20 protein-coding genes are annotated in these 20441 nt (G+C 65.2%); 17 read left to right on the forward strand and 3 right to left on the reverse strand.

What is annotated here, in order from left to right:
* Positions 1-125 precede the first annotated feature (125 nt).
* A complete protein-coding gene (locus NP3_RS11460) occupies positions 126-1601 on the forward strand; it encodes a glyceraldehyde-3-phosphate dehydrogenase (RefSeq protein WP_063040530.1) in 1476 nt (491 codons plus the stop codon).
* Between the two features lie 279 nt (positions 1602-1880).
* Here NP3_RS11460 and NP3_RS11465 read toward each other — a convergent pair whose 3' ends face one another.
* Positions 1881-2444 (reverse strand): TetR/AcrR family transcriptional regulator, encoded by a 564-nt coding sequence (locus NP3_RS11465; RefSeq protein ID WP_063040486.1) that lies wholly within the window; start codon positions 2442-2444, stop codon positions 1881-1883.
* 92 nt (positions 2445-2536) lie between these two features.
* Here NP3_RS11465 and NP3_RS11470 point away from each other — a divergent pair, with 92 nt between their 5' ends.
* On the forward strand, positions 2537-3379 hold the full coding sequence (locus NP3_RS11470; RefSeq protein ID WP_063040489.1) for an alpha/beta fold hydrolase: 843 nt from the start codon (positions 2537-2539) through the stop codon (positions 3377-3379).
* Between the two features lie 214 nt (positions 3380-3593).
* Here NP3_RS11470 and NP3_RS49635 read toward each other — a convergent pair whose 3' ends face one another.
* Positions 3594-3773 carry an alpha/beta fold hydrolase gene (locus tag NP3_RS49635; RefSeq protein ID WP_174566200.1) on the reverse strand — a complete coding sequence of 60 codons (180 nt, stop codon included), beginning with the start codon at positions 3771-3773 and terminating at the stop codon, positions 3594-3596.
* Between the two features lie 129 nt (positions 3774-3902).
* Here NP3_RS49635 and araB point away from each other — a divergent pair, with 129 nt between their 5' ends.
* From araB to mmsB, 6 genes are all read left to right on the forward strand, one after another.
* A complete protein-coding gene (gene araB / locus NP3_RS11475) occupies positions 3903-5573 on the forward strand; it encodes a ribulokinase (protein ID WP_084508459.1) in 1671 nt (556 codons plus the stop codon).
* A complete protein-coding gene (locus NP3_RS11480; protein ID WP_063040493.1) occupies positions 5570-6235 on the forward strand; it encodes an L-ribulose-5-phosphate 4-epimerase in 666 nt (221 codons plus the stop codon). Before araB ends, NP3_RS11480 begins: the two co-directional genes overlap by 4 nt.
* Before the next feature lie 32 nt (positions 6236-6267).
* Positions 6268-7662, forward strand: coding sequence for an L-fucose/L-arabinose isomerase family protein (locus NP3_RS11485; protein ID WP_063040495.1), 1395 nt, complete (start codon positions 6268-6270; stop codon positions 7660-7662).
* A gap of 16 nt (positions 7663-7678) precedes the next feature.
* On the forward strand, positions 7679-8773 hold the full coding sequence (chvE, locus tag NP3_RS11490; RefSeq protein ID WP_040698588.1) for a multiple monosaccharide ABC transporter substrate-binding protein: 1095 nt from the start codon (positions 7679-7681) through the stop codon (positions 8771-8773).
* A 94-nt stretch (positions 8774-8867) separates the two neighbouring features.
* The gene (mmsA, locus tag NP3_RS11495; RefSeq protein ID WP_063040497.1) at positions 8868-10421 is read left to right on the forward strand and encodes a multiple monosaccharide ABC transporter ATP-binding protein; all 1554 of its coding nucleotides are present in this window, start codon (positions 8868-8870) and stop codon (positions 10419-10421) included.
* Entirely contained in the window at positions 10418-11734 is a 1317-nt protein-coding gene (gene mmsB, locus NP3_RS11500; protein WP_063040499.1) for a multiple monosaccharide ABC transporter permease, read from the forward strand. Before mmsA ends, mmsB begins: the two co-directional genes overlap by 4 nt.
* 3 nt (positions 11735-11737) lie before the next feature.
* Here mmsB and NP3_RS11505 read toward each other — a convergent pair whose 3' ends face one another.
* On the reverse strand, positions 11738-12808 hold the full coding sequence (locus NP3_RS11505; protein WP_245720896.1) for a LacI family DNA-binding transcriptional regulator: 1071 nt from the start codon (positions 12806-12808) through the stop codon (positions 11738-11740).
* Positions 12809-13035: 227 nt separating this feature from the next.
* On the opposite strand from NP3_RS11505, the gene NP3_RS11510 reads away from it, so the two are divergent.
* From NP3_RS11510 to NP3_RS11540, 9 genes are all read left to right on the forward strand, one after another.
* Positions 13036-13995, forward strand: coding sequence for an ABC transporter substrate-binding protein (locus NP3_RS11510; protein ID WP_040688225.1), 960 nt, complete (start codon positions 13036-13038; stop codon positions 13993-13995).
* Positions 13996-14008: 13 nt separating this feature from the next.
* Positions 14009-15070, forward strand: a complete 1062-nt coding sequence (locus NP3_RS11515) for a sugar ABC transporter ATP-binding protein (RefSeq protein ID WP_245720897.1) — start codon at positions 14009-14011, stop codon at positions 15068-15070.
* 14 nt (positions 15071-15084) lie between these two features.
* Positions 15085-15540 (forward strand): ATP-binding cassette domain-containing protein, encoded by a 456-nt coding sequence (locus tag NP3_RS50365; RefSeq protein WP_245720898.1) that lies wholly within the window; start codon positions 15085-15087, stop codon positions 15538-15540.
* Positions 15537-16568, forward strand: coding sequence for an ABC transporter permease (locus NP3_RS11520; RefSeq protein ID WP_063040503.1), 1032 nt, complete (start codon positions 15537-15539; stop codon positions 16566-16568). The genes NP3_RS50365 and NP3_RS11520 overlap by 4 nt, the downstream gene beginning before the upstream one ends.
* Positions 16565-17578: a galactofuranose ABC transporter, permease protein YjfF gene (gene yjfF, locus NP3_RS11525; protein WP_169814482.1), complete on the forward strand. Its 1014-nt coding sequence runs from the start codon at positions 16565-16567 to the stop codon at positions 17576-17578. Before NP3_RS11520 ends, yjfF begins: the two co-directional genes overlap by 4 nt.
* 100 nt (positions 17579-17678) lie before the next feature.
* Positions 17679-17801, forward strand: coding sequence for a GNAT family N-acetyltransferase (locus NP3_RS51440; RefSeq protein WP_373864742.1), 123 nt, complete (start codon positions 17679-17681; stop codon positions 17799-17801).
* A gap of 162 nt (positions 17802-17963) precedes the next feature.
* Positions 17964-18977 (forward strand): NADP-dependent oxidoreductase, encoded by a 1014-nt coding sequence (locus NP3_RS11530; protein ID WP_218024842.1) that lies wholly within the window; start codon positions 17964-17966, stop codon positions 18975-18977.
* Positions 18977-19786, forward strand: a complete 810-nt coding sequence (locus tag NP3_RS11535; RefSeq protein ID WP_063040507.1) for an SDR family oxidoreductase — start codon at positions 18977-18979, stop codon at positions 19784-19786. The genes NP3_RS11530 and NP3_RS11535 overlap by 1 nt, the downstream gene beginning before the upstream one ends.
* Complete coding sequence (locus NP3_RS11540; protein WP_063040509.1) at positions 19783-20403, forward strand: HAD family hydrolase; 621 nt, start codon at positions 19783-19785, stop codon at positions 20401-20403. The genes NP3_RS11535 and NP3_RS11540 overlap by 4 nt, the downstream gene beginning before the upstream one ends.
* Positions 20404-20441 lie beyond the last annotated feature (38 nt).

Raw genomic sequence — 20441 nt, forward strand, 5'->3', positions numbered from 1 at the left:
TTCCACCGCCAACCCCTTTCGCGCCTGTGACTCGACCTCACAGGGGGGTAGCGGGGCCTTGTGATAGTACGGCCCTCGATAGCATCGATCTCCGTACAGATCCAGGACACCCCGAGGGACTCGTGTTGACTACCGACCATCTTGACCGCTGGAACGCTCACGAGGCTTCGGCGGAGGCGATGATTCCGATCATTGGCAGGCTGTACCGCGAGAAGGGGGTGACCATCCTCCTGCACAGCCGGTCGCTGGTGAACAAATCGGTGATCAGCATTCTGCGGACGCACCGGTTCGCGCGGCAGATCGAGGGTGAGGAACTGTCGATCGAGGAGACGCTGCCGTTCCTCGAAGTGCTCAGCGCGTTGGACCTGGGGCCGTGCAAGATCGACCTCGGCCGGTTGGTGATGGCCTATCGCACCGACGATCGCGGGCTGTCGATTCCGGATTTCACCGCCGCGGTGCTGGCCGATGTCACCGACGGCAACAAGGCCGAGCCGCAGGGACCGCGGGACGTGGTGCTGTACGGCTTCGGCCGGATCGGTCGTCTGGTCACTCGTCTGCTCATCGAGAAGGTCGGGTCCGGCAACGGGCTGAACCTGCGGGCCGTGGTGGTGCGCAAGGGCGGCGAGGAGGATCTGGCCAAGCGGGCGTCGTTGCTGCGGCGGGATTCGGTGCACGGCCAGTTCAATGGAACGATCAAGGTCGACACCGAGAACGACACGATCATCGCCAACGGCAACGTCATCAAGTTCATCTACAGCGATGATCCGACCACGATCGACTACACCGAGTTCGGGATCGACGAGGCGATCCTGATCGACAACACCGGCAAGTGGCGTGACCGTCAGGGCCTGTCGCAGCACCTGCAGCCCGGCATCGCGAAGGTCGTGCTCACCGCCCCGGGCAAGGGCGACGTTCCGAATATCGTGCACGGCGTCAACCACCGCGACCTCGATCTGTCCGAGCAGATCTACTCGTGCGCTTCGTGCACGACCAACGCGATCGTGCCGCCGCTCAAGGCGATGGATGACGAGTACGGCATCGTCCGCGGTCACGTGGAGACGGTGCATTCGTTCACCAACGACCAGAACCTGCTGGACAACTTCCACAAGGCCGACCGTCGTGGTCGCTCCGCGCCGTTCAACCTCGTGCTCACCGAAACCGGCGCCGCATCCGCGGTCGCGAAGGCGATGCCGGACTTCAAGGCCAAAATCACCGGCAACTCGATTCGCGTTCCCACGCCGGATGTTTCGGTCGCGATCCTGAACCTGCAGCTCGAGCGCGAGGTCACGAAGAGCGAAGTGCTCGAATACCTGCGACAGGTATCGCTGTCCGGACCGCTGAGCCGTAACCTCGACTACACCGCCGCCACCGATGTGGTCTCCAGCGATTTCATCGGATCCCGCGCGGCATCCATCGTCGACGCCAATGCCACTATCGTCGACGGCGACACCGCGATCCTGTACCTCTGGTACGACAACGAATTCGGCTATTCGTGCCAGGTAGTGCGGACGGTGCAGTACATCTCGGGCATCGAGTACCCGACCTACCCGCAGGTGGGCGCGCAGGATCACGCCGCCATTCCCGCGGCCGCCGCGCGATAGCCCGCGTTCGGCCGAAATCTGTTCGGCCATAGCGGTTTTCCGCGAGTAGCGGCGTGGCTCACGCCGCTACTCGCCGTCGCCAACGCCGCGACCGGCGACCGCAAGCGGCCAGAATCCGTCGACGGTTCACTGGTCGTTACCCGACTTGGTCCACGCAAAGATCTCTCACAGGTGTCACCGTAGCCGTTCCGTGGATTTCGACGACATGGCCAGGACACCGGCCCCGACAGCCTCGGCTTTGCTCACTCGCCAGGCCGGGGAGCAGCGCAGACTCGATAGCTAAGAGCCGCAGGCGGCGTCGAGGAGGGTTGCCGCGGCAGCGCGGGCGTGGGCGGCGGCATCAGGTTGCCCTGCGATGGCGGCGGTGGTCTGGGCCCCTTCGACGAGGATCGCGATCTGCGCAGCGACGGACTCGGGTGCGCCCGCGTCGTGGACCAGTTGAGCGAGGTATCGCTGGAAGCCGTCTTTGTGTTCGTGCACCGCGCGAGTGACGTTCGGCGAGCCAGCGCTCAGTTCACCGAAAATATTGATGAAGGCGCAGCCGTGAAAGTCCGGCTGGCGGAACCACATGTCGAGGAAATCGAAGACGGACAGGACCTTCTCGCGTGCGGTGACCGCGTTCTCGGCGCTGGCGGCGATGCCTTCGTTCCATTGAGCCCTGCGGCGGTGCAGGACACCGACGATCAGGTCGTCCTTGGAGGGGAACAGGGAGTAGATCCGTTTCAGGGATATCCCCGCGTCGCTTCGGACCGCGTCCATGCCCACGGACTGAACTCCACGTGCATAGAAGAGTCGGTCGGCTGCTTCCAGCACCCGCTCTCGAGCTTCTGTGTCGTCGATCATGGTCTTACCCCTTGCGCTGAGAACGTTCGTTCTCTAGCGTAGTGCACAGTCCGGAGAACGACCGTTCTCCAGCTGATTTCAGGAGTATGGCAATGGCTACCATCACCGTCGGAACCGAGAACAGCACGCCGATCGAGCTCTACTACGAAGACCACGGGACCGGCCAGCCGATCGTGCTCATCCACGGCTACCCACTCGACGGCCACAGCTGGGAGCGGCAGTCCCGCGAGCTGATCGCCGCTGGCTACCGCGTCATCACCTACGATCGCCGCGGCTTCGGACAGTCGAGCAAGGTCGGCACCGGGTACGACTACGACACCTTCGCCGCCGACCTCAACACGCTGCTCGAGACCCTCGACCTGCGCGAGGTGATTCTCGTCGGCTTCTCCATGGGCACCGGCGAACTCGCCCGCTACGTCAACAGGTACGGCCATGAGCGGGTCGCCAAGCTCGCCTTCCTCGCCTCACTGGAACCGTTCCTGGTGCGCCGCGACGACAACCCGACCGGCGTTCCGCAGGAGGTCTTCGATGGCATCGCCGAGGCCGCCCGCGCCGACCGGTTCGCCTGGTTCACCAAGTTCTACGAGGATTTCTACAACCTCGGCGAGACACTCGGCAGCAGGATCAGCCAGCAGGCCGTCACCGCCAGCTGGAACACCGCGACCGTCTCGGCGCCGGTGGCCGCCTACGCGGTCGTCTCCTCCTGGATCGAGGACTTCCGCGACGACGTCGCCGCGGTCCGCGCCTCGGGCAAGCCCGCCCTCATCCTGCACGGCACCAACGACAACATCCTGCCGATCGATGCGACCGGGCGCCCCTTCCACGAAGCCTTCCCGGAGGCCGATTACGTCGAGGTCGAGGGAGCCCCGCATGGGCTTCTGTGGACCCACGCCGCGGAGGTCAATGAGGCACTGCTGCGCTTCGTCCGCTCCTGAACACCACCTCTGGCGGGTCATGGTGGATCGCGCCGCGTCCCGCCGGAGGACCCATGGCGATTCGATCGGTTGATGCGGAGGCAGACATCAGGCGACGTGCCGAAGCGCGGTAGTCCGCACAGCCACATCCTCAGCCGAAACCTGGTCGGCCATTGCGGTTTCCGCAATGGCCGACCCCGCCTGCGCACCGTGACAGTAGGACCACACGTGGCGGTCAGCTCAGGAATTCACGGACCGCTCCCAGCCACTGGTCTGGCTGATCGATGTGCGCCATGTGGCCTGCCTCGTCGATCACCACCAGCCGTGCGGAGGGAATCAAGGCAGCGGCCGCAGCGGGCGGCAGCCTTGCCCGGTCGCCGAACTCGCCGGTCCGCCACATCGGCGAGTACCTCATCGCCAAAGAACGGATGCCGTTGACTCGGGTCGGCGTGAGCGATCACAACGCACTAAACAGATGACTCCTTGACACGGGGCAAATGTTCGCGCTAACAATGTTTGCGTTAACATTGTTAGGAGCGTCACAGTGGCGGACGAGTATGTGGTCGGTGTCGACTTCGGGACGTTGTCCGGACGGGCACTTGTTGTCAGGGTGCGGGATGGGGTCGAGTTCGGTAGTGCGGTAAGCGAATACCGGCATGGGGTCATCGATCGCGTCCTGCCTGTGACAGGCGTTGAGCTTCCGCCGGATTGGGCGTTGCAGGATCCCGATGATTACCTCGACGTTCTGCGGACGGCGGTGCCGCAGGCGCTGGCCGACTCGGGGGTCGACCCGGCTGATGTCATCGGGATCGCAACGGATTTCACCGCATGCACGGTGCTGCCCACGCTTGCTGACGGGACGCCGTTGTGTCGGGTGCCGGAGTTCGCGGGCCGTCCGCACGCGTACCCGAAGTTGTGGAAACACCATGCGGCGCAAGCGCAGGCGGATCGGATCAATACCCTCGCCCACGAACGGGCCGAGCCGTGGATCAATCGGTATGGCGGCAAGATCTCGGCGGAATGGGAGTTCGCCAAGGCGCTGCAGATGTTGGAAGAGGATCCGGAGATCTACGCCCGGACCGAGCGTTTCATCGAAGCGGCGGACTGGATCGTTCGGCAGCTGTGCGGCACGGAGACGCGCAACGTCTGTACGGCTGGTTACAAGGGAATTCACCAGGACGGGGATTGGCCCAGCCGCGACTACCTTGCTGCGCTGAATCCGGACTTCGCCGACTTCGCCGTCGGCAAGCTGGTCCACCCGCTGTCCCCGCTCGGAGGCCGTGCCGGTGGCCTGACCGAGCGGGCAGCGGGATGGACGGGACTGCGGCCCGGGATCGCGGTCGCGGTCGGCAATGTCGACGCGCATGTCACCGCGCCCGCCGCACAGGCTGTCGAGAACGGTCAGCTGCTCGCGGTGATGGGCACCTCCACATGTCATGTCATGAACAGTGATCACCTCGCGGAGGTGCCTGGGATGTGCGGGGTGGTGGATGGCGGAATCATCAGTGGCAGTTGGGGATACGAGGCGGGGCAGAGTGGGGTCGGCGATATCTTCGCGTGGTTCGTCGACTCGTCGCTGCCGGGGCGCTATCACGCCGAGGCCGCCGCGCGCGGCATGGACGCCCACGCATATTTGAGTGAGCTGGCGCAGTGGCAGCGCGTCGGTGAACACGGCCTGGTCGCGCTGGACTGGCACAGCGGAAACCGCTCGGTGCTCGTCGACCACGATCTGTCCGGGATCCTGGTCGGCCTCACTCTTGCGACGAAACCCGAGGACATCTATCGCGCATTGCTGGAGGCCACCGCCTTCGGCACCCGCACCATCATCGAAACCTTCAATGCCGCAGGCATTCCCGTTCACGAGCTCGTGATTGCCGGTGGCCTGCTGAAGAACTCGTTGCTGATGCAGATCTACGCCGATGTGACGCGGTTACCGCTGTCGATCATCGGCTCGGATCAGGGCCCGGCGCTCGGCTCGGCCATCCATGCCGCTGTCGCCGCCGGGGCCTACCCGGATGTCCGTGCCGCCGCGAAGGCGATGGGCCGGGTGCACCGCAATGCCTACCTCCCCGATCCCGGCCGCGCCGCCGCCTACGACGGCATCTACGCCGAATACCAGGCCCTACACGACCATTTCGGCCGCGGCGGCACCGAGGTATTGCATCGGCTGCGGCGCATCCGTAACGACGCACGAAGGGAAGCCGCCACCGCATGAGTGAGCGAACCGCCATAACCGGCCTGCGTGAGCAGCTGGTCGATCTGCATCGAGAACTACTGCGCTGGGGGCTGGTGGTGTGGACCGCGGGCAATGTGTCCGCCCGGATACCCGGGGAGGAATTGCTGGTCATCAAGCCGAGCGGGGTGTCCTACGACGAACTCACCCCGAATTCGATGGTGATCTGCGATTTCGACGGCAAGCTGGTCGAGGGCGATCTGTCTCCGTCCAGCGATACCGCCGCGCACGCCTATATCTACCGGGCGATGCCCGAGGTAGGCGGTGTGGTGCATACCCATTCGACCTACGCGAGCGCGTGGGCCGCACGCGCGGAACCGATTCCGTGTGCGCTGACCGCGATGGCCGATGAGTTCGGCGGCGAAATTCCGGTCGGTCCCTTCGCGCTCATCGGCAACGACGATATCGGCCGGGGTGTGGTCGCGACGCTGTCCGGCCACCGCTCCCCCGCCGTCCTGATGCGCAATCACGGCGTCTTCGCGGTCGGGCGCGACGCCCGCGCCGCGGTCAAGGCGGCCGTCATGTGCGAGGACGTGGCTCGAACCGTGCATATCGCGCGCCAACTCGGTGAACCGGTCCCCCTCGCGCAGGCCGATGTGGACAGCCTGCACGACCGCTACCAGAACGTATACGGCCAGCACTGAATTCCGGCCGCCGACAAAGGAGTACGTCCTCGATGAACCCGAAACCACGCATCGGCCTACTCGGCATCATGCAGGCCCTCTACGACGACATGATTCCGGGCATCGCCGAACGCCAGGACCGCTACGCCCACGATATCGCCGAACAACTCGCCGATATCGCCGACTGGACCGTCGGACGCCCGGTCAAGGACCGGCGTGACGCCGAGGCGGTCATGCGCGAATTCGTCAATGCCGATCTCGACGGCGTCATGGTGGTGATGCTCACCTACGGCCCGGCGATGCGGGTGGCCCGGTTGTTCAACGAGAACCGACTTCCGGTGCTACTGGCCAATATTCAGCCCGAGCCGACTGTCACCCCTGCCTGGGATATGGCGGATATGACCTACAACCAGGGCATCCATGGCGCCCAGGACACCGCCAACGCGATGGTCCGCGCCGACCGTCCGTTCACTGTGCTGACCGACGATTGGCGCACACCGGAATTCGCTGTGCGCGTTGATCGTTGGGCACGCGCGGCGCGCGCGGTCACCGCATGGCGGTCGTTGAAGGTCGGCGTATTCGGCTATGCCATGAACGATATGGGCGATATCCGCGTCGACGAGAACGCGCTGTTGCGGGCGCTCGGCCCGGAGATCAGCTTCGTCGCGCCCGGCGACCTCTACCGCGGCAGCCAGGCGGTGACCGATGACGACGTGGCGGCGCTGATGGCTTGGGAGGACCGGGAATTCGCGATCGATCCGGCACTGACCGGTGCGGAACGCGAAGACCACGCCCGGATGCAGATCGCCATCGAACGCATTCTCACCGACCGCGGCTACGGTGCGTACTCGACGCATTTCGACGCGATCGGCGAGGACGGCCGGTTCCAGCGGCTGCCACTGGCCGCGGCATCGAGTCTGATGGCCAAGGGGTACGGCTATGGCGCCGAGGGCGATGCGATGGCAGCCGCGATGGTCTACGCGGGACATCAGCTGATCGGCGACGGCCATTTCACCGAGATGTATGCGATGGACTTCCCCTCCGACTCGATCCTGATGAGCCATATGGGCGAGGGGAATTGGCGGATCGCGCGCACCGACGAGCCGGTCCGGCTGATCCGGCGCGAGCTCGGCATCGGCAAGCTCGACGAGCCGCCGACCTTCCTGTTCCGCTACCGGCCGGGGCCCGCGACGCTGGCCTGTCTGGTTTCGCTCGGCGGCGAAAAGTTCCGGCTGGTGGTGGCGGAGGGCACCGTGCTCGACAGCCAGGAACTGCCCGCGCTGGAGATGCCTTACGGCCAGTTCCGCCCCACGAGCGGCGTGCGTGCCTGCATGGATGGCTGGCTCACCGCGGGCGGGCCGCATCACCAGGTCATGAATATCGGCCACCACGCCGCCGACTGGCAGGTCTTCTGTCAGCTCGCCGGTATCGAGTTCGTCCAGGTCTAGTCAAGGAGTTGTGCCCATGCCCACTATCAACCGACGCGGACTCTTCGCTGGCGCCGCCGGTGTCGCCGCGCTGTTAGCCGCCGCCGCGTGTTCCGTTGAGGACAGCGGCAATTCGTCCGCGGCCGGCGGCATGATCGGCATCGCCATGCCGACGAAATCCTCCGAACGCTGGGTCGCCGACGGCAACAATATCGTCAAGCAGTTCAAGGACCTCGGCTACGACACCGATCTGCAGTACGCCGAGGACGTCATCGAAACGCAGGTTTCGCAGATCGAGAATATGATCACCCGGGGCGTCAAAGCACTGGTGATCGCGGCGATCGACAACAAATCGCTCACCGGCGTACTACAGCAGGCAAAGACGAACAAGATCGCGGTGATCGCCTACGACCGGCTCATCCGCGACACCGCGAATGTCGACTATTATGCCACCTTCGACAACTTCAAAGTCGGTGTGCTGGAAGCGAATTACATCGTGGACCGGCTCGGCCTGCGGGATGGCAAGGGCCCGTTCTCGATCGAACTGTTCGCCGGTTCCCCCGACGACAACAACACCTACTACTTCTTCAACGGCGCCATGTCGGTGATCCGGCCCTACCTCGACTCCGGCAAGCTGGTGGTCCGCTCCGGGCAGACCGCCATCGATCAGGTGACCACGCTGCGCTGGGACGGCGCCACCGCCCAGTCCCGGATGGAGAACCTGCTCAGCGCCAACTACTCCACGACGAATATCGATGCCGTGCTGTCGCCCTACGACGGCCTCAGTATCGGCATCGTCTCCGCCCTCAAGGCGGTCGGGTACGGCAGGGGCGATAAGAAGATGCCGGTCGTCACCGGCCAGGATGCCGAGAAGGCGTCGGTGAAGTCGATCATCGCGGGCGAGCAGACCATGACCGTCTTCAAAGACACCCGCGACCTCGCCAAACGCGCCGTGCAGATGGTCAATGCGATCTTGACCAGCGGCACCCCGGAAACCAACGACACCACCTCCTACGACAACGGCGCCAAGAAGGTTCCGTCGTATCTGCTGCAGCCGGTCTCGGTCGACAAGGACAACTACCGGAAGGTGCTGATCGACTCCGGCTACTACTCCGAACGCGACTTCGCCTGACGACCCGGAATGCCCGCACGGCCGAGTCAGTGCCCGGAGGAGGCAGCCTGCGTAACCACGGAGGCCCTCGGGCATGCAGAAAAGGACACAGCCCATGACCAAGCACATTCTCGAAATGCGCGGAATCACCATGGAATTCCCGGGTGTGAAAGCGCTCGACGCGGTGGATTTCGCGGTGGCCGACGGCGAAATCCACGCGCTGGTCGGCGAGAACGGCGCGGGCAAATCCACGCTCATGAAGGTGGTCAGCGGCGTCTACCCGCACGGTTCCTACAGCGGACAGATCCGCATGGACGGTACCGATGTGGCGTTCAAGGATATTCGCGGTAGCGAGGCGGCCGGGATCGCGATCATCCACCAGGAGTTGGCGCTGGTGCCGCAGCTTTCGATCGCGGAGAATATCTTCCTCGGCAATGAACGGCTGCGCAGCTGGACCGTCGACTGGCACGAGACCAATCGGCAGGCGATGCTGCTGATGCGGCAGGTCGGTCTCGTCGAGGATCCCGAAACCCTGGTCGCCGCTTTGGGAGTCGGTAAACAGCAGCTCGTGGAGATCGCCAAGGCGCTGTCCAAACAGGTGCGATTGCTCATCCTCGACGAACCGACCGCGGCGCTCAACGAGACCGACAGCGCGAGCCTGCTCGCGCTGCTGCGGCAACTGCGCGAACAGGGCATCACCTCGATCCTCATCTCGCACAAACTCAATGAGGTGCTCGAGGTCGCCGATGCGATAACCGTGCTGCGCGACGGCCGCACCATCGAGACCCTCGATGCGGCGGCCGAAGAGGTCACCGAGGACCGCATTATCAAGGGGATGGTCGGTCGCGATCTCGACCACCGGTTCCCGCCGCGGGCGGATCCGCAGATCGGCGAGGTGTTCTTCGAGATCGCCGATTGGAATGTCGATCACCCGACCATCGCCGATCGCCGGATCGTCCGGGACGCCGCACTGCAGGTACGGCGCGGTGAAATCGTCGGTATCGCGGGATTGATGGGCGCCGGGCGCACGGAATTGGCGATGAGTGTTTTCGGCCGGTCCTACGGCCGCAATATTCGTGGCACTATCCGCAAAGATGGTGCGGTACTGCGAGTTTCGTCGGTGCGCGATGCGATCGGCGCCGGGATCGCCTATGTCTCGGAGGACCGTAAACAATACGGATTGATCCTCGATGAAGACATCCGGCGCAATATGACCCTGGCCAATCTTCCCGCGGTCTCCCGGCACACCGTCATCGACACCCACCGCGAGATCGTCGAAGCCGAGCGCCTGCGCACCCGGCTGACGGTGAAGACGCCGACGGTATTCCAGAAGGTGGGCAACCTCTCCGGCGGAAATCAGCAGAAGGTCGTACTCGGCAAATGGATCTTCACCGAACCCGATCTGCTGATCCTCGACGAGCCGACCCGTGGTATCGACGTCGGCGCCAAATACGAGATCTACCTGATCGTCCACCAGCTCGCCGCCGCCGGGAAGGGCGTGCTGATCATCTCCTCGGAGTTGCCGGAATTACTCGGCCTGTGTGATCGCGTCTACGCGATGAGCCAGGGCCGTATTACCGGTGAACTCCCGAAACACGAAGCCACACAGGAGGCTGTCATGAAACTGATGACACGCGGCACCGCCGCAGCCGAGGCGGTACCCGAATGACGTTGCTGGACAAACTGGAAGACGACGACTCCGCGGAGGTTATCGCGAAGGCCGTCGAGCGGAAACAGGTCGGCGCGCTCGCAGCGCTACGCCGCACCCTGCGCGGAAACGTGCGTCAATACGGCATGATCGTTGCGCTCGTGGTGATCACGCTGCTGTTCCAAATCCTCACCACGGCAAAGCTTTCCGACGGTGTCAGCCTGTTGACGCCGCTCAATGTCACGAATGTCATCCTGCAGAACGGCTACATCCTGGTGCTGGCCATCGGGATGATGCTGGTGATCATCAACGGGCACATCGACCTATCGGTCGGATCACTGTGCGCGCTGGTCGGTGCGGTGACCGGTATCGCCATCGTGCAGTGGCACTGGCCGTGGCCGCTGGTCGTGCTGGCGGCCGTCGCGATGGGCGCGGCCATCGGTGCATGGCAAGGATATTGGATCGCCTACGTCAAAATTCCGGCATTCATCGTCACCCTCGGCGGCATGCTGCTGTTCCGTGGTCTGGCGCAGCTGGTGCTCAAAGGCCAGTCGATCGGGCCGTTCCCGCAAGGCTTTGTGAATATCGCGGCCGGATATCTTCCGAATTGGTTGCCGCTGCATGCCGTTCAGTTCGCCGGGTTCAACGGAATCGCGATACGGCTGCGCGTCGGCGAGCTGAACGGTTTGACCCTGCTCATCGGCGTGCTCGCGGTGGCGGCGCTGGTGTGGTCGCAGTGGCGGGTGCGCCAACACCGCCGCTCCTACGGTCTGCCCGCCGGACCCCGCTCGCTGTTCATCGCGAAGTTGACGGCGCTCGGCGCGGTCATCCTGGCATTCAGCTTCGTATTGGCGTCCTACAACGGGATTCCGATTATCGGCGTCATCCTGATCGTGCTGATCGTGCTGTATTCGTTCGTCATGAACCGGTCGGTGATCGGGCGGCGGATCTACGCAGTCGGCGGCAATGAGAAGGCCGCACAACTGTCCGGGGTGAATACCAAAGCAAATACGTTCTGGGTTTTCGTGAATATGGGCGTGCTCGCGGCGCTGGCGGGTGTCATCTTCGCGGCCCGGCTCGGCGCGGCAACTCCGAAGGCGGGACAGAACTTCGAGCTCGACGCCATTGCCGCGGCGTTCGTCGGTGGTGCGTCGGCCAGCGGCGGTATCGGCACGGTCGTCGGCGCCATTGTCGGGGCGCTGGTGATGGGCGTGATGAACAACGGCATGTCGATGCTCGGCGTCGGCAGCGACTGGCAGCTGGTCATCAAGGGCCTGGTGCTGCTGGCCGCGGTGGCATTCGACGTCTACAACAAGAAGCGCGCGGCGGCCTGAGCCTCACCGCTGGGCCGGTGCCGCCGTGCTGTCGCGCGTGACCAGCGTCGGCACCACCGAAGGCGACGCCGGTTCGGCGGTGGTGCCGTCGAATTCCAAGAGCCGCAACAACATCTGCATACTGCGGCGGCCTACTTCGTCGAAGTCCTGCCGGACGGTCGTGAGCGGTGGTGAAAGGTAAGCGGCCTCCGGAATGTCGTCGAACCCGACCACCGAGATGTCCGCGGGCACCCGGATACCGCGTTCGGTGAAGGCGCGCAGCATGCCGAGTGCCATCTGGTCATTGGCCGCGAATACCGCGGTCACATCGGGCTGCGCGGCGAGCAGCAGGCCCGCTTCGTAGCCGGAGCGGGCACTCCAATCCCCGCCGATCACCGGGGGGATCGGCGCGCCCGCGGCCTCCAGCGTGCGTCGCCAGCCCTCGATGCGGTCGCGTGCCTCCAGCCAATCACTGGGTCCGGCGACCTGCCATACCGTGCGATGCCCGAGATCGAGCAGATGCCGCACCGCCAGCCGGGCACCCTCGACCTGATCCACCGACACCGACGGCAAGCCACTGTCCTGTCCCGCCTCGACCGCGACGGCCAGCAGGCGTTCGGGCAGATTGTGCAGTGCCGCGGCGGCGGCCATCTGCGGGGCGATGACGATGATTCCGTCCACGCCCTGATCGGCCAGACTGTTCGCGGCCGCCAGCACACTGGAGCGGTCAACTGTCTCCAAGGCGAAGATGCTGACACCGTAACCCGCTGTGCGAGCGGCACGTTCGATGCCGAGCAGGGTGCAGGCCGGGCCGTACAGGATGGTGTCGAAACTGACCACGCCGAGCATATTCGAGCGCCTGCTGACCAGCCCCCTGGCCATGGCGTTGGGGCGGTAGCCGAGTTGTTCGACGGCGCGCAATACCCGCTCGCGGGTCTCCGGGCGCACGTTCGCACTGCCGTTGAGCACCCGCGACACGGTCTGATGGGAGACTCCGGCGAGTTTGGCGACATCGGTCATGACCGCCGGGCGCGCGCCCGTCGGTCGAACCGCCGTTGAGGTGTCCCCGGCGGCAAATCCGTCCCTTTCCCTCACATCCCACCTTCCAAAGCGTCGTCCCGGTTCCCCCAGGTTAACGCTCACACGGCCGATGGCCACACCGCGACCCTGAACCACCGCGCCGACCTCGGCAACCGATATCCAGTCGTCGCCACCGGATTACGGCCGCGAGAGCTCTTGACTTGAAGAATGTGAGCGCTAACACTAACAGGACTACCGCACCTCGGTGCAACACGTTTCACAATTCAAGGGAGAGCCTGATCGTGTTGAAGAGGCTTCTGATCACCGCCAGCGCACTTGTCCTCACCGCAGCAACGGCCGTCGGCTGCGGCAGCTCGGGAAGCGACCAGACCGTACTCGGGTTCTCCCAGGTAGGCGCCGAAAGCGGTTGGCGCACCGCGAATACGAAATCCATCCAGGACGCCGCGGCCGCGGCCGGAATACAGCTGAAATTCGCTGACGCCCAACAAAAACAGGAAAACCAGATCAAGGCGATCCGCACCTTCATCCAGCAGCGCGTGGACGTCATCGCCTTCTCCCCCGTCGTCGCATCCGGATGGGACACCGTCCTGAAGGAGGCCAAGGACGCCAAGATTCCGGTGATCCTCACCGACCGCGCGGTCGACTCGGCCGACACCTCGCTGTATGTGACCTTCCTCGGCTCGGATTTCGTCGAAGAGGGCCGCAGGGCGGCGAATTGGCTCGTCGACGCGACCAAGAACTCGAACGACACCGTGAATATCGCGGAGTTGCAGGGCACCACCGGATCCGCGCCCGCGACGGATCGGAAGAAGGGGTTCCAGGAGGTCATCGGCGCCGACCCGAAGTTCAAGATCATCGCATCGCAGACCGCGGAGTTCACCCGCGCCAAGGGCAAAGAGGTCATGCAGGCATTCCTGGCCGCGCATCGGGATATCAACGTGCTGTACGCGCATAACGACGATATGGCGCTCGGTGCGATCCAGGCGATCGAGGAGGCCGGGCTGAAGCCGGGTAAGGACATCAAGATCATCTCGATCGACGGGACCCGAGATGCCTTCCAGGCCATGGCCGACGGCAAGATCAACGTCGTGGTCGAATGCAATCCGCTGCTCGGCCCGAAGCTGATGGAGATCACCAAGGAGGTCGTGGCGGGCCACCCGACGCCCAAGCGAATCGTCACCGATGAAGGCGTCTACACCCAGGACCAGGCCGCCGCCGCGCTGCCCACCCGGACGTACTGAGCCGGAGCAGTGCATGTCGGAATCGACTGTCACACCCGCACTTCGGATGTCGGGCATCGTCAAGCGTTTCGCCGGGGTCACCGCACTGTCCGAGGTGGACCTGCGGCTGTTCCCCGGTGAGATACACGCACTGGTCGGTGAGAACGGTGCGGGCAAATCCACCCTCATCAAGGTGCTCACCGGAATCCACGACGCCGATGCCGGGATCATCGAACTCGACGGTCGCCCAGTGCGCTTCACCGGCCCGCAGCAGGCGCTGCGGGCCGGGGTGAGCACCGTCTATCAGGAGGTGAATCTGTGCCCGAATCTGTCGGTCGCGGAGAACATCTACATCGGACGGGAGCCGCGGCGGGCCGGTCTGATCCGCTTCGCCGCGATGCGCCGCGATGCCACCCGGCTGCTGGAAAGACTGCGTCTGAACATCGATGTCGCAGCCCCGCTCGGCTCGTATTCACTTGCGGTGCAACAGCTCATCGCCATCGCCCGGGCCGTCGACCTGGATGCGAAGGTCCTCATCCTGGACGAGCCCACTTCATCACTGGACTCCGGTGAGGTCGAGCAACTGTTCGCGGTGATGCGCAGGCTTGCCGCCGAGGGCGTGGCGATCGGATTCGTCACCCACTTCCTCGATCAGATCTTCGAGATCTGCGACCGGGCAACCGTGCTACGCAACGGAACCCTCGTCGGCGAATATCCGGTGGCACAGCTGGACCAGAAGGATCTCATCGCGCACATGCTCGGCACGGCGCTGCGCGCGCTCGATGAGATCGAGCACGAGAAACCCGATCCGGCGGTGGTGGCGCGCCACGATCCACTGTTGCAGGCCTCCGGGATCGGCGGGCGCCGCAATTCTGTCGCGCCGTTCGATCTCACCGTCCGGGACGGGGAAGTCGTCGGGTTGGCCGGGCTGCTCGGCTCCGGCCGCACCGAAGTGGCGCGACTGCTCTTCGGCGCCGACCGCGCGTCCACCGGGAATCTCCGCGTGGCGGGCGCACCGACGGCACTGCGCTCGCCGCGCGCCGCGATCGACCACCGGATCGCCTTCTGCCCGAAGATCGCAAATCCCAAGGCCTGATCCTCGACCTGTCGGTGCGCGACAATATCGTGCTCGCGGTCCAGGCCGCGCGCGGCTGGGCCCGGCCGCTGTCGGCGCGCAAGCGCGACGAACTCGTCGCCGGGTACATCACCTCGCTGCGGATCGTCCCGGCCGATCCGGACACGCCGGTGAAATTCCTCAGCGGCGGCAACCAGCAGAAGGTGCTGCTGGCCCGCTGGCTGGCCACCCGGCCGAAACTGCTGATCCTCGACGAACCGACCCGCGGCATAGATATCGGCGCCAAGGCGGAAATCCAGCGACTGGTCATCACGCTGTCCGAGGAGGGCATGTCGGTGCTGTTCATCTCCGCCGAACTAGAGGAGGTGTTGCGGCTGAGCCACAAGGTGGCGATCCTGCGCGATCGGCGGCTGGTCGCCGAACTCGTCAACGATGCCACCCTGACCATGGATCGCCTCACGGAAACCATTGCGAGCGGGGCGGTTTCATGACATTTATCCGAAGCCACCTGTTCTGGCCCGCGGCCGCGCTCATCGCATTGCTGATCGTCAACGTCGCGTTCACGCCCGGGTTCCTCTCGATCCGCATCCAGGACGGACACCTCTACGGCAGCCTGATCGATATCCTGCGCTACGGCGCACCACTGGTGCTGATCTCGCTCGGCATGACGCTGGTCATCGCGACGCGCGGTATCGACCTGTCGGTCGGCACGGTCGTGGCCATCGCGGGTGCGCTGGCCTGTCTGCACATCAGCAATATGCCGGATCAGGCCGATGCCGGTGGCATCGCCGTCGCGGTGCTGATCGCGCTCGGCGTGGCGATCGCGCTCGGACTGTGGAACGGAGTGCTGGTGGCGCGCTTCGGTATTCAGCCGATCGTGGCGACATTGATTCTGATGGTGGCCGGGCGCGGTGTCGCACAGCTGATTACGTCCGGTCAGATCATCACGATCAACAGTCCGCCGTACAAGGTCATCGGTGGTGGTTATCTGCTCGGGTTGCCGGTGCCCGTATTGGCCGCCACCGCAGTGTTCGCTGTGCTCGCGTTGTTGTTGCGGCGCAGTGCGCTCGGGCTGCTGCTGGAATCGGTGGGCGGTAATGCCGAGGCGGCGCGTCTGGTCGGCATCCGGGCCGGTGGTCTGATCGTGGCCGTCTACGCGGTCTGTGCGTGCTGCGCAGCGATCGCGGGACTGATGATCAGTTCGAATGTCTCTGCGGCGGACGGCAACAACGCCGGACTGTGGATCGAACTCGATGCGATTCTCGCGGTCGTCATCGGCGGTACCGCATTGACCGGTGGGCGATTTCAGCTCGGCGGCACCGTCCTCGGGGCGCTGGTGATCCAGACGCTCACCACCACGATCTACACCGTCGGGGTACCACCGGAGACGACGCTGGTCTCCAAGGCGGTCGTGGTGATCGCGGTCTGCCTGATCCAGTCACCGGCGTTCCGCGCCAAGGTCTTTCGCCGCCGAACCCGACCGAGCATTCCATCGACAGCGACGGAGGCGAACAGATGAATGTGCTGACCCAGGCCCGTGCCGTCCGCCCGATGCTGCGCCGACCCACGATGCGCGGACACCGCAGCCGATACATCCCGGTGCTGGCGACTGCCGCACTGTTCGCCGTCATCTACGGCGTCGGGGTGATGCGCTATCCGGCATTCGGCTATCCGCAGGTTTTCGTGAACCTGTTCATAGACAACGCCTTTCTGCTCGTTCTCGCCGTCGGGACGACCTTCGTGATCCTCACCGGTGGCATCGACCTGTCCGTCGGCGCGGTGCTGGCCCTGTCCACGGTGGTCTCGGCATGGCTGGTGACCGTGCACGGGTGGCCGCCGCTGCTGGTCATGCCGCTCATGCTGGTCGGCGGCACGCTCTTCGGCGCCGCGATGGGCGCGGTCATCCACTACTTCGAGATCCAGCCGTTCATCGTGACGCTGGCCGGTATGTTCCTCGCGCGCGGGCTGGCGTATGTGATCAGCACGGATTCGATCACGATCACCGACCCCGTGTATACGGATCTGGCGCAGCGTCGATTCCGGCTCGGCGGGGACGTATTCCTGACGGTGGGCATGATCGTCGCGCTGGCAGTCGTCGCTGCGGCCTTCGTCGTTCTGCATTACACCCGACTGGGTCGCACCGCGTACGCGATCGGAGGGAACGAACAGTCGGCGCTCATGATGGGGCTACCGGTGGCCCGGACCAAGGTCGGCGTGTACGCGATCAGCGGCTTCTGCTCGGCACTCGCGGGCATCCTGTTCACGCTCTACACCCTGTCCGGCTGGAGCCTGCACGCCGTAGGCATGGAACTCGACGCCATCGCCGCGGTCGTCATCGGCGGCACCCTGCTCACCGGCGGCTCCGGATTCGTCCTCGGCTCGGTACTCGGTGTACTGACCCTCGGCGTAATCCAGACCATCATCAGCTTCGAAGGCACCCTGAGTTCCTGGTGGACCAAGATCTTCATCGGCGTCCTGCTACTCGCCTTCATCCTGCTCCAGCGCACCATCGCAACCCGCGACGGATAGGTACATCGGCAGGCAGCGCCGGTGAGGCAGAGCAGGGCACCTCGGTGCAACACGTTTCACAATTCAAGGGAGAGTCCGACTGGACGACAAGGTAGAGCCGCTGCCGCCCGAGTTCACGGCGGAGTCGGGCGACCGAACCTTTCTGATAAGTGGTCTGGCAGTCGATCCGGACTGGCAGCGGAAAGGCATCGGGCGGAAGGTGGCGGGGAAGATTTTAACTTAGATTGATAGCAAGCCGTAGTCCGGTTGCCGAGACAACGGCACGGTGGGCGCGATCCAACAATTGAATCCGACGTCAACTTCAATTAACCTCTGAGCTATCCGGCAACCGGCGCTCCATCGCGGACGCCCCGGTCAGCGCGCATGAACATGGAGGTTTCTGGTCGTGAAGAGCCGAGAGGTACACCTGGTGGCCCGGCCCACCGGCGAACCCGCACCATCCGATTTCCGGATGGTGACCACGGATGTCCCGGACCCGGGCAGCGGGCAGTTGCTGGTCCGCAACGACTGGATGTCGGTCGATCCGTACATGCGTAACCGCATGAACGACGTGAAGTCCTACATTCCGCCGTTCCGACTCGATGCCCCCATGGACGGCGGGGCGATCGGCACCGTCGTCGCCTCGGGTGTACCGGGAATCGAAGTCGGCACGACAGTGCTGCACGATCTCGGCTGGCGGGAGTACGCGCTGTTGAAGGCAGGGCAGGCCCGCGTGGTCGATACCACACTGGCCCCGGCCGAGACCTACCTCGGCCCGCTCGGCATTCCCGGACTCACGGCGTATGTCGGCCTGAAGGAAATCGCGCCGGTCCGTCCAGGTGACGTCGTATTCATCTCGGGCGCGGCAGGTGCCGTCGGTCTTGCCGCCTGCCGGGTGGCCAGGCACTTCGGCGCGGCCAAGATCATCGGATCGGCGGGCGGTCCGGAGAAGGCACGGCGGCTGGTCGAGGAGTTCGGCTACGACGCCGGGATCGACTACCGGGCGGGCAGTCTGGGGAAACGGTTGCACGAGGCAGCCCCGGACGGCATCGACGTCTACTTCGACAACGTCGGCGGCGACCATTTGCAGGCGGCGATCGGCTCGATGCGCGACTTCGGCCGAATCGCCCTGTGCGGAGCCGTCGCCGGGTACAACGCCGAAACCCCGCCGCCCGGCCCGAAGAATCTGGCGCTGGCGGTGGTTCGCCGACTGTCGTTGCGCGGCTTCATCGTCACCGACCATCCGGAGCTGGCACCGGAGTACGCGGCGCTCGCAGCCGACTGGGTGCGTGACGGCAGCCTCCGCGTTCCCACCACGGTGCTGACCGGGATCGACACCGCTGTCGACGCCTTCCTCGGCCTGCTGCGCGGTGCCAATACCGGCAAGATGCTGGTCCGGCTGAACGGCGAGGCGAACTGATGCGCGTACAGAACGCGGTCGCGATCGTCACCGGCGCCGCGGGCGGCATCGGCGCGGCCATTGCGCAACGTCTGCTCGAGCACGGAGCTCGCGTCCTGATCACCGACCGAGACGCGGATCGGCTCGCGACGACGACACGTCAACTCGCCGAGGCTTTTCCAGGCGCGGTGTCCGGGCAGGCCGGTGACGCCGCAGCCGAATCCGATCTCCGCAAGCTCATCGGTACGGCCACAACCGAATTCGGCCCCGTCGACATGTTCTTCGCGAACGCCGGTGTCGGCGGTGGCCCCGGACTGGACGCCACCGAGGCGCAGTGGGAGCAAGCGCTCGAGGTCAACACCTTGGCGCACGTGCGGGCGGCGCGGTTGCTCGTCCCGGGCTGGCTCGAGCGCGGCAGCGGCTACTTCGTGAGCACCGCCTCGGCGGCGGGACTGCTCACCCAGATCGGTTCGGCCACCTACGCGGTCTCCAAACACGCGGCCGTCGGATTCGCCGAATGGCTGGCGGTGACCTACGGGGATCTCGGTGTGCGGGTCAGCTGCCTGTGTCCGATGGGTGTCGATACCGCCCTGCTCACCGGACTCGGCACGGACGGCGGATCCGCGGGCGACCTGGCCACCCGCGCCGTCACCGGAGCCGGGGCGGTGCTGGCTCCGCTCGACGTGGCCGATCGCGTGCTCGAGGCGATCGAGGCCGAACGTTTCCTCGTGCTGCCGCACGAGGAGGTCCGAGAATTCCTGAACCGCAAGGCTGCCGATCACGACCGGTGGATCGCGGGCATGCAGCGCTATCGGAGGTCACTGTCTTGAGTGGGCGCAGCGCTGTGCTGTTCGATTTCGGCGGCGTGCTCACCACCGCCGTGCTCGCCGCCTTCGCCGAGTTCGGCGCGGAACTGGGTGACCCGCGGCTGCCGCTGCGACTGCTCACCCGCGATCCGGAAAGCAGTGCGCTGCTGGTGGATCACGAAGAGGGGCGCATCGGCGAGCGTGAGTTCGAGGTCGGGTTCGCGCGGCGGCTGCGCGCGCACGGCGTCGAAATCGACGATGCGGGCCTTGTCGATCGCATCCAGTCCCGGCTGCATCCCGACCCGGAAATGATCGAGCTGGTCGCGGGTATCCGCGCGGCGGGCTATCGGGTCGGCCTGCTGTCGAATTCGCTCGGCGACGACTGCTACGCGGGCTTCGACCTGCCCGCCATGTTCGACGCGGTGACCATCTCCGCGGAGATCGGCAGCCGCAAACCGTCCCGCCGGGCCTATCTCGTCGGCTGCGAACGGCTCGGTGTCGCGCCCGAGCAGACCATCATGGTCGACGACCTCGAGCAGAACATCACCGCGGCCGAACTGCTCGGACTCGGCGGCATCGTGCACCGCGACGCCGCATCGACGGCGGCACTGCTGTGGCCCGCACTACGAACCCCTAGCTGATCCACCCACCTTGCGGCGCAGTCACTTTCGACCGCCCG

The sequence above is a fragment of the Nocardia pseudovaccinii NBRC 100343 genome, assembly GCF_001613225.1.
GTDB lineage: Bacteria > Actinomycetota > Actinomycetes > Mycobacteriales > Mycobacteriaceae > Nocardia > Nocardia pseudovaccinii.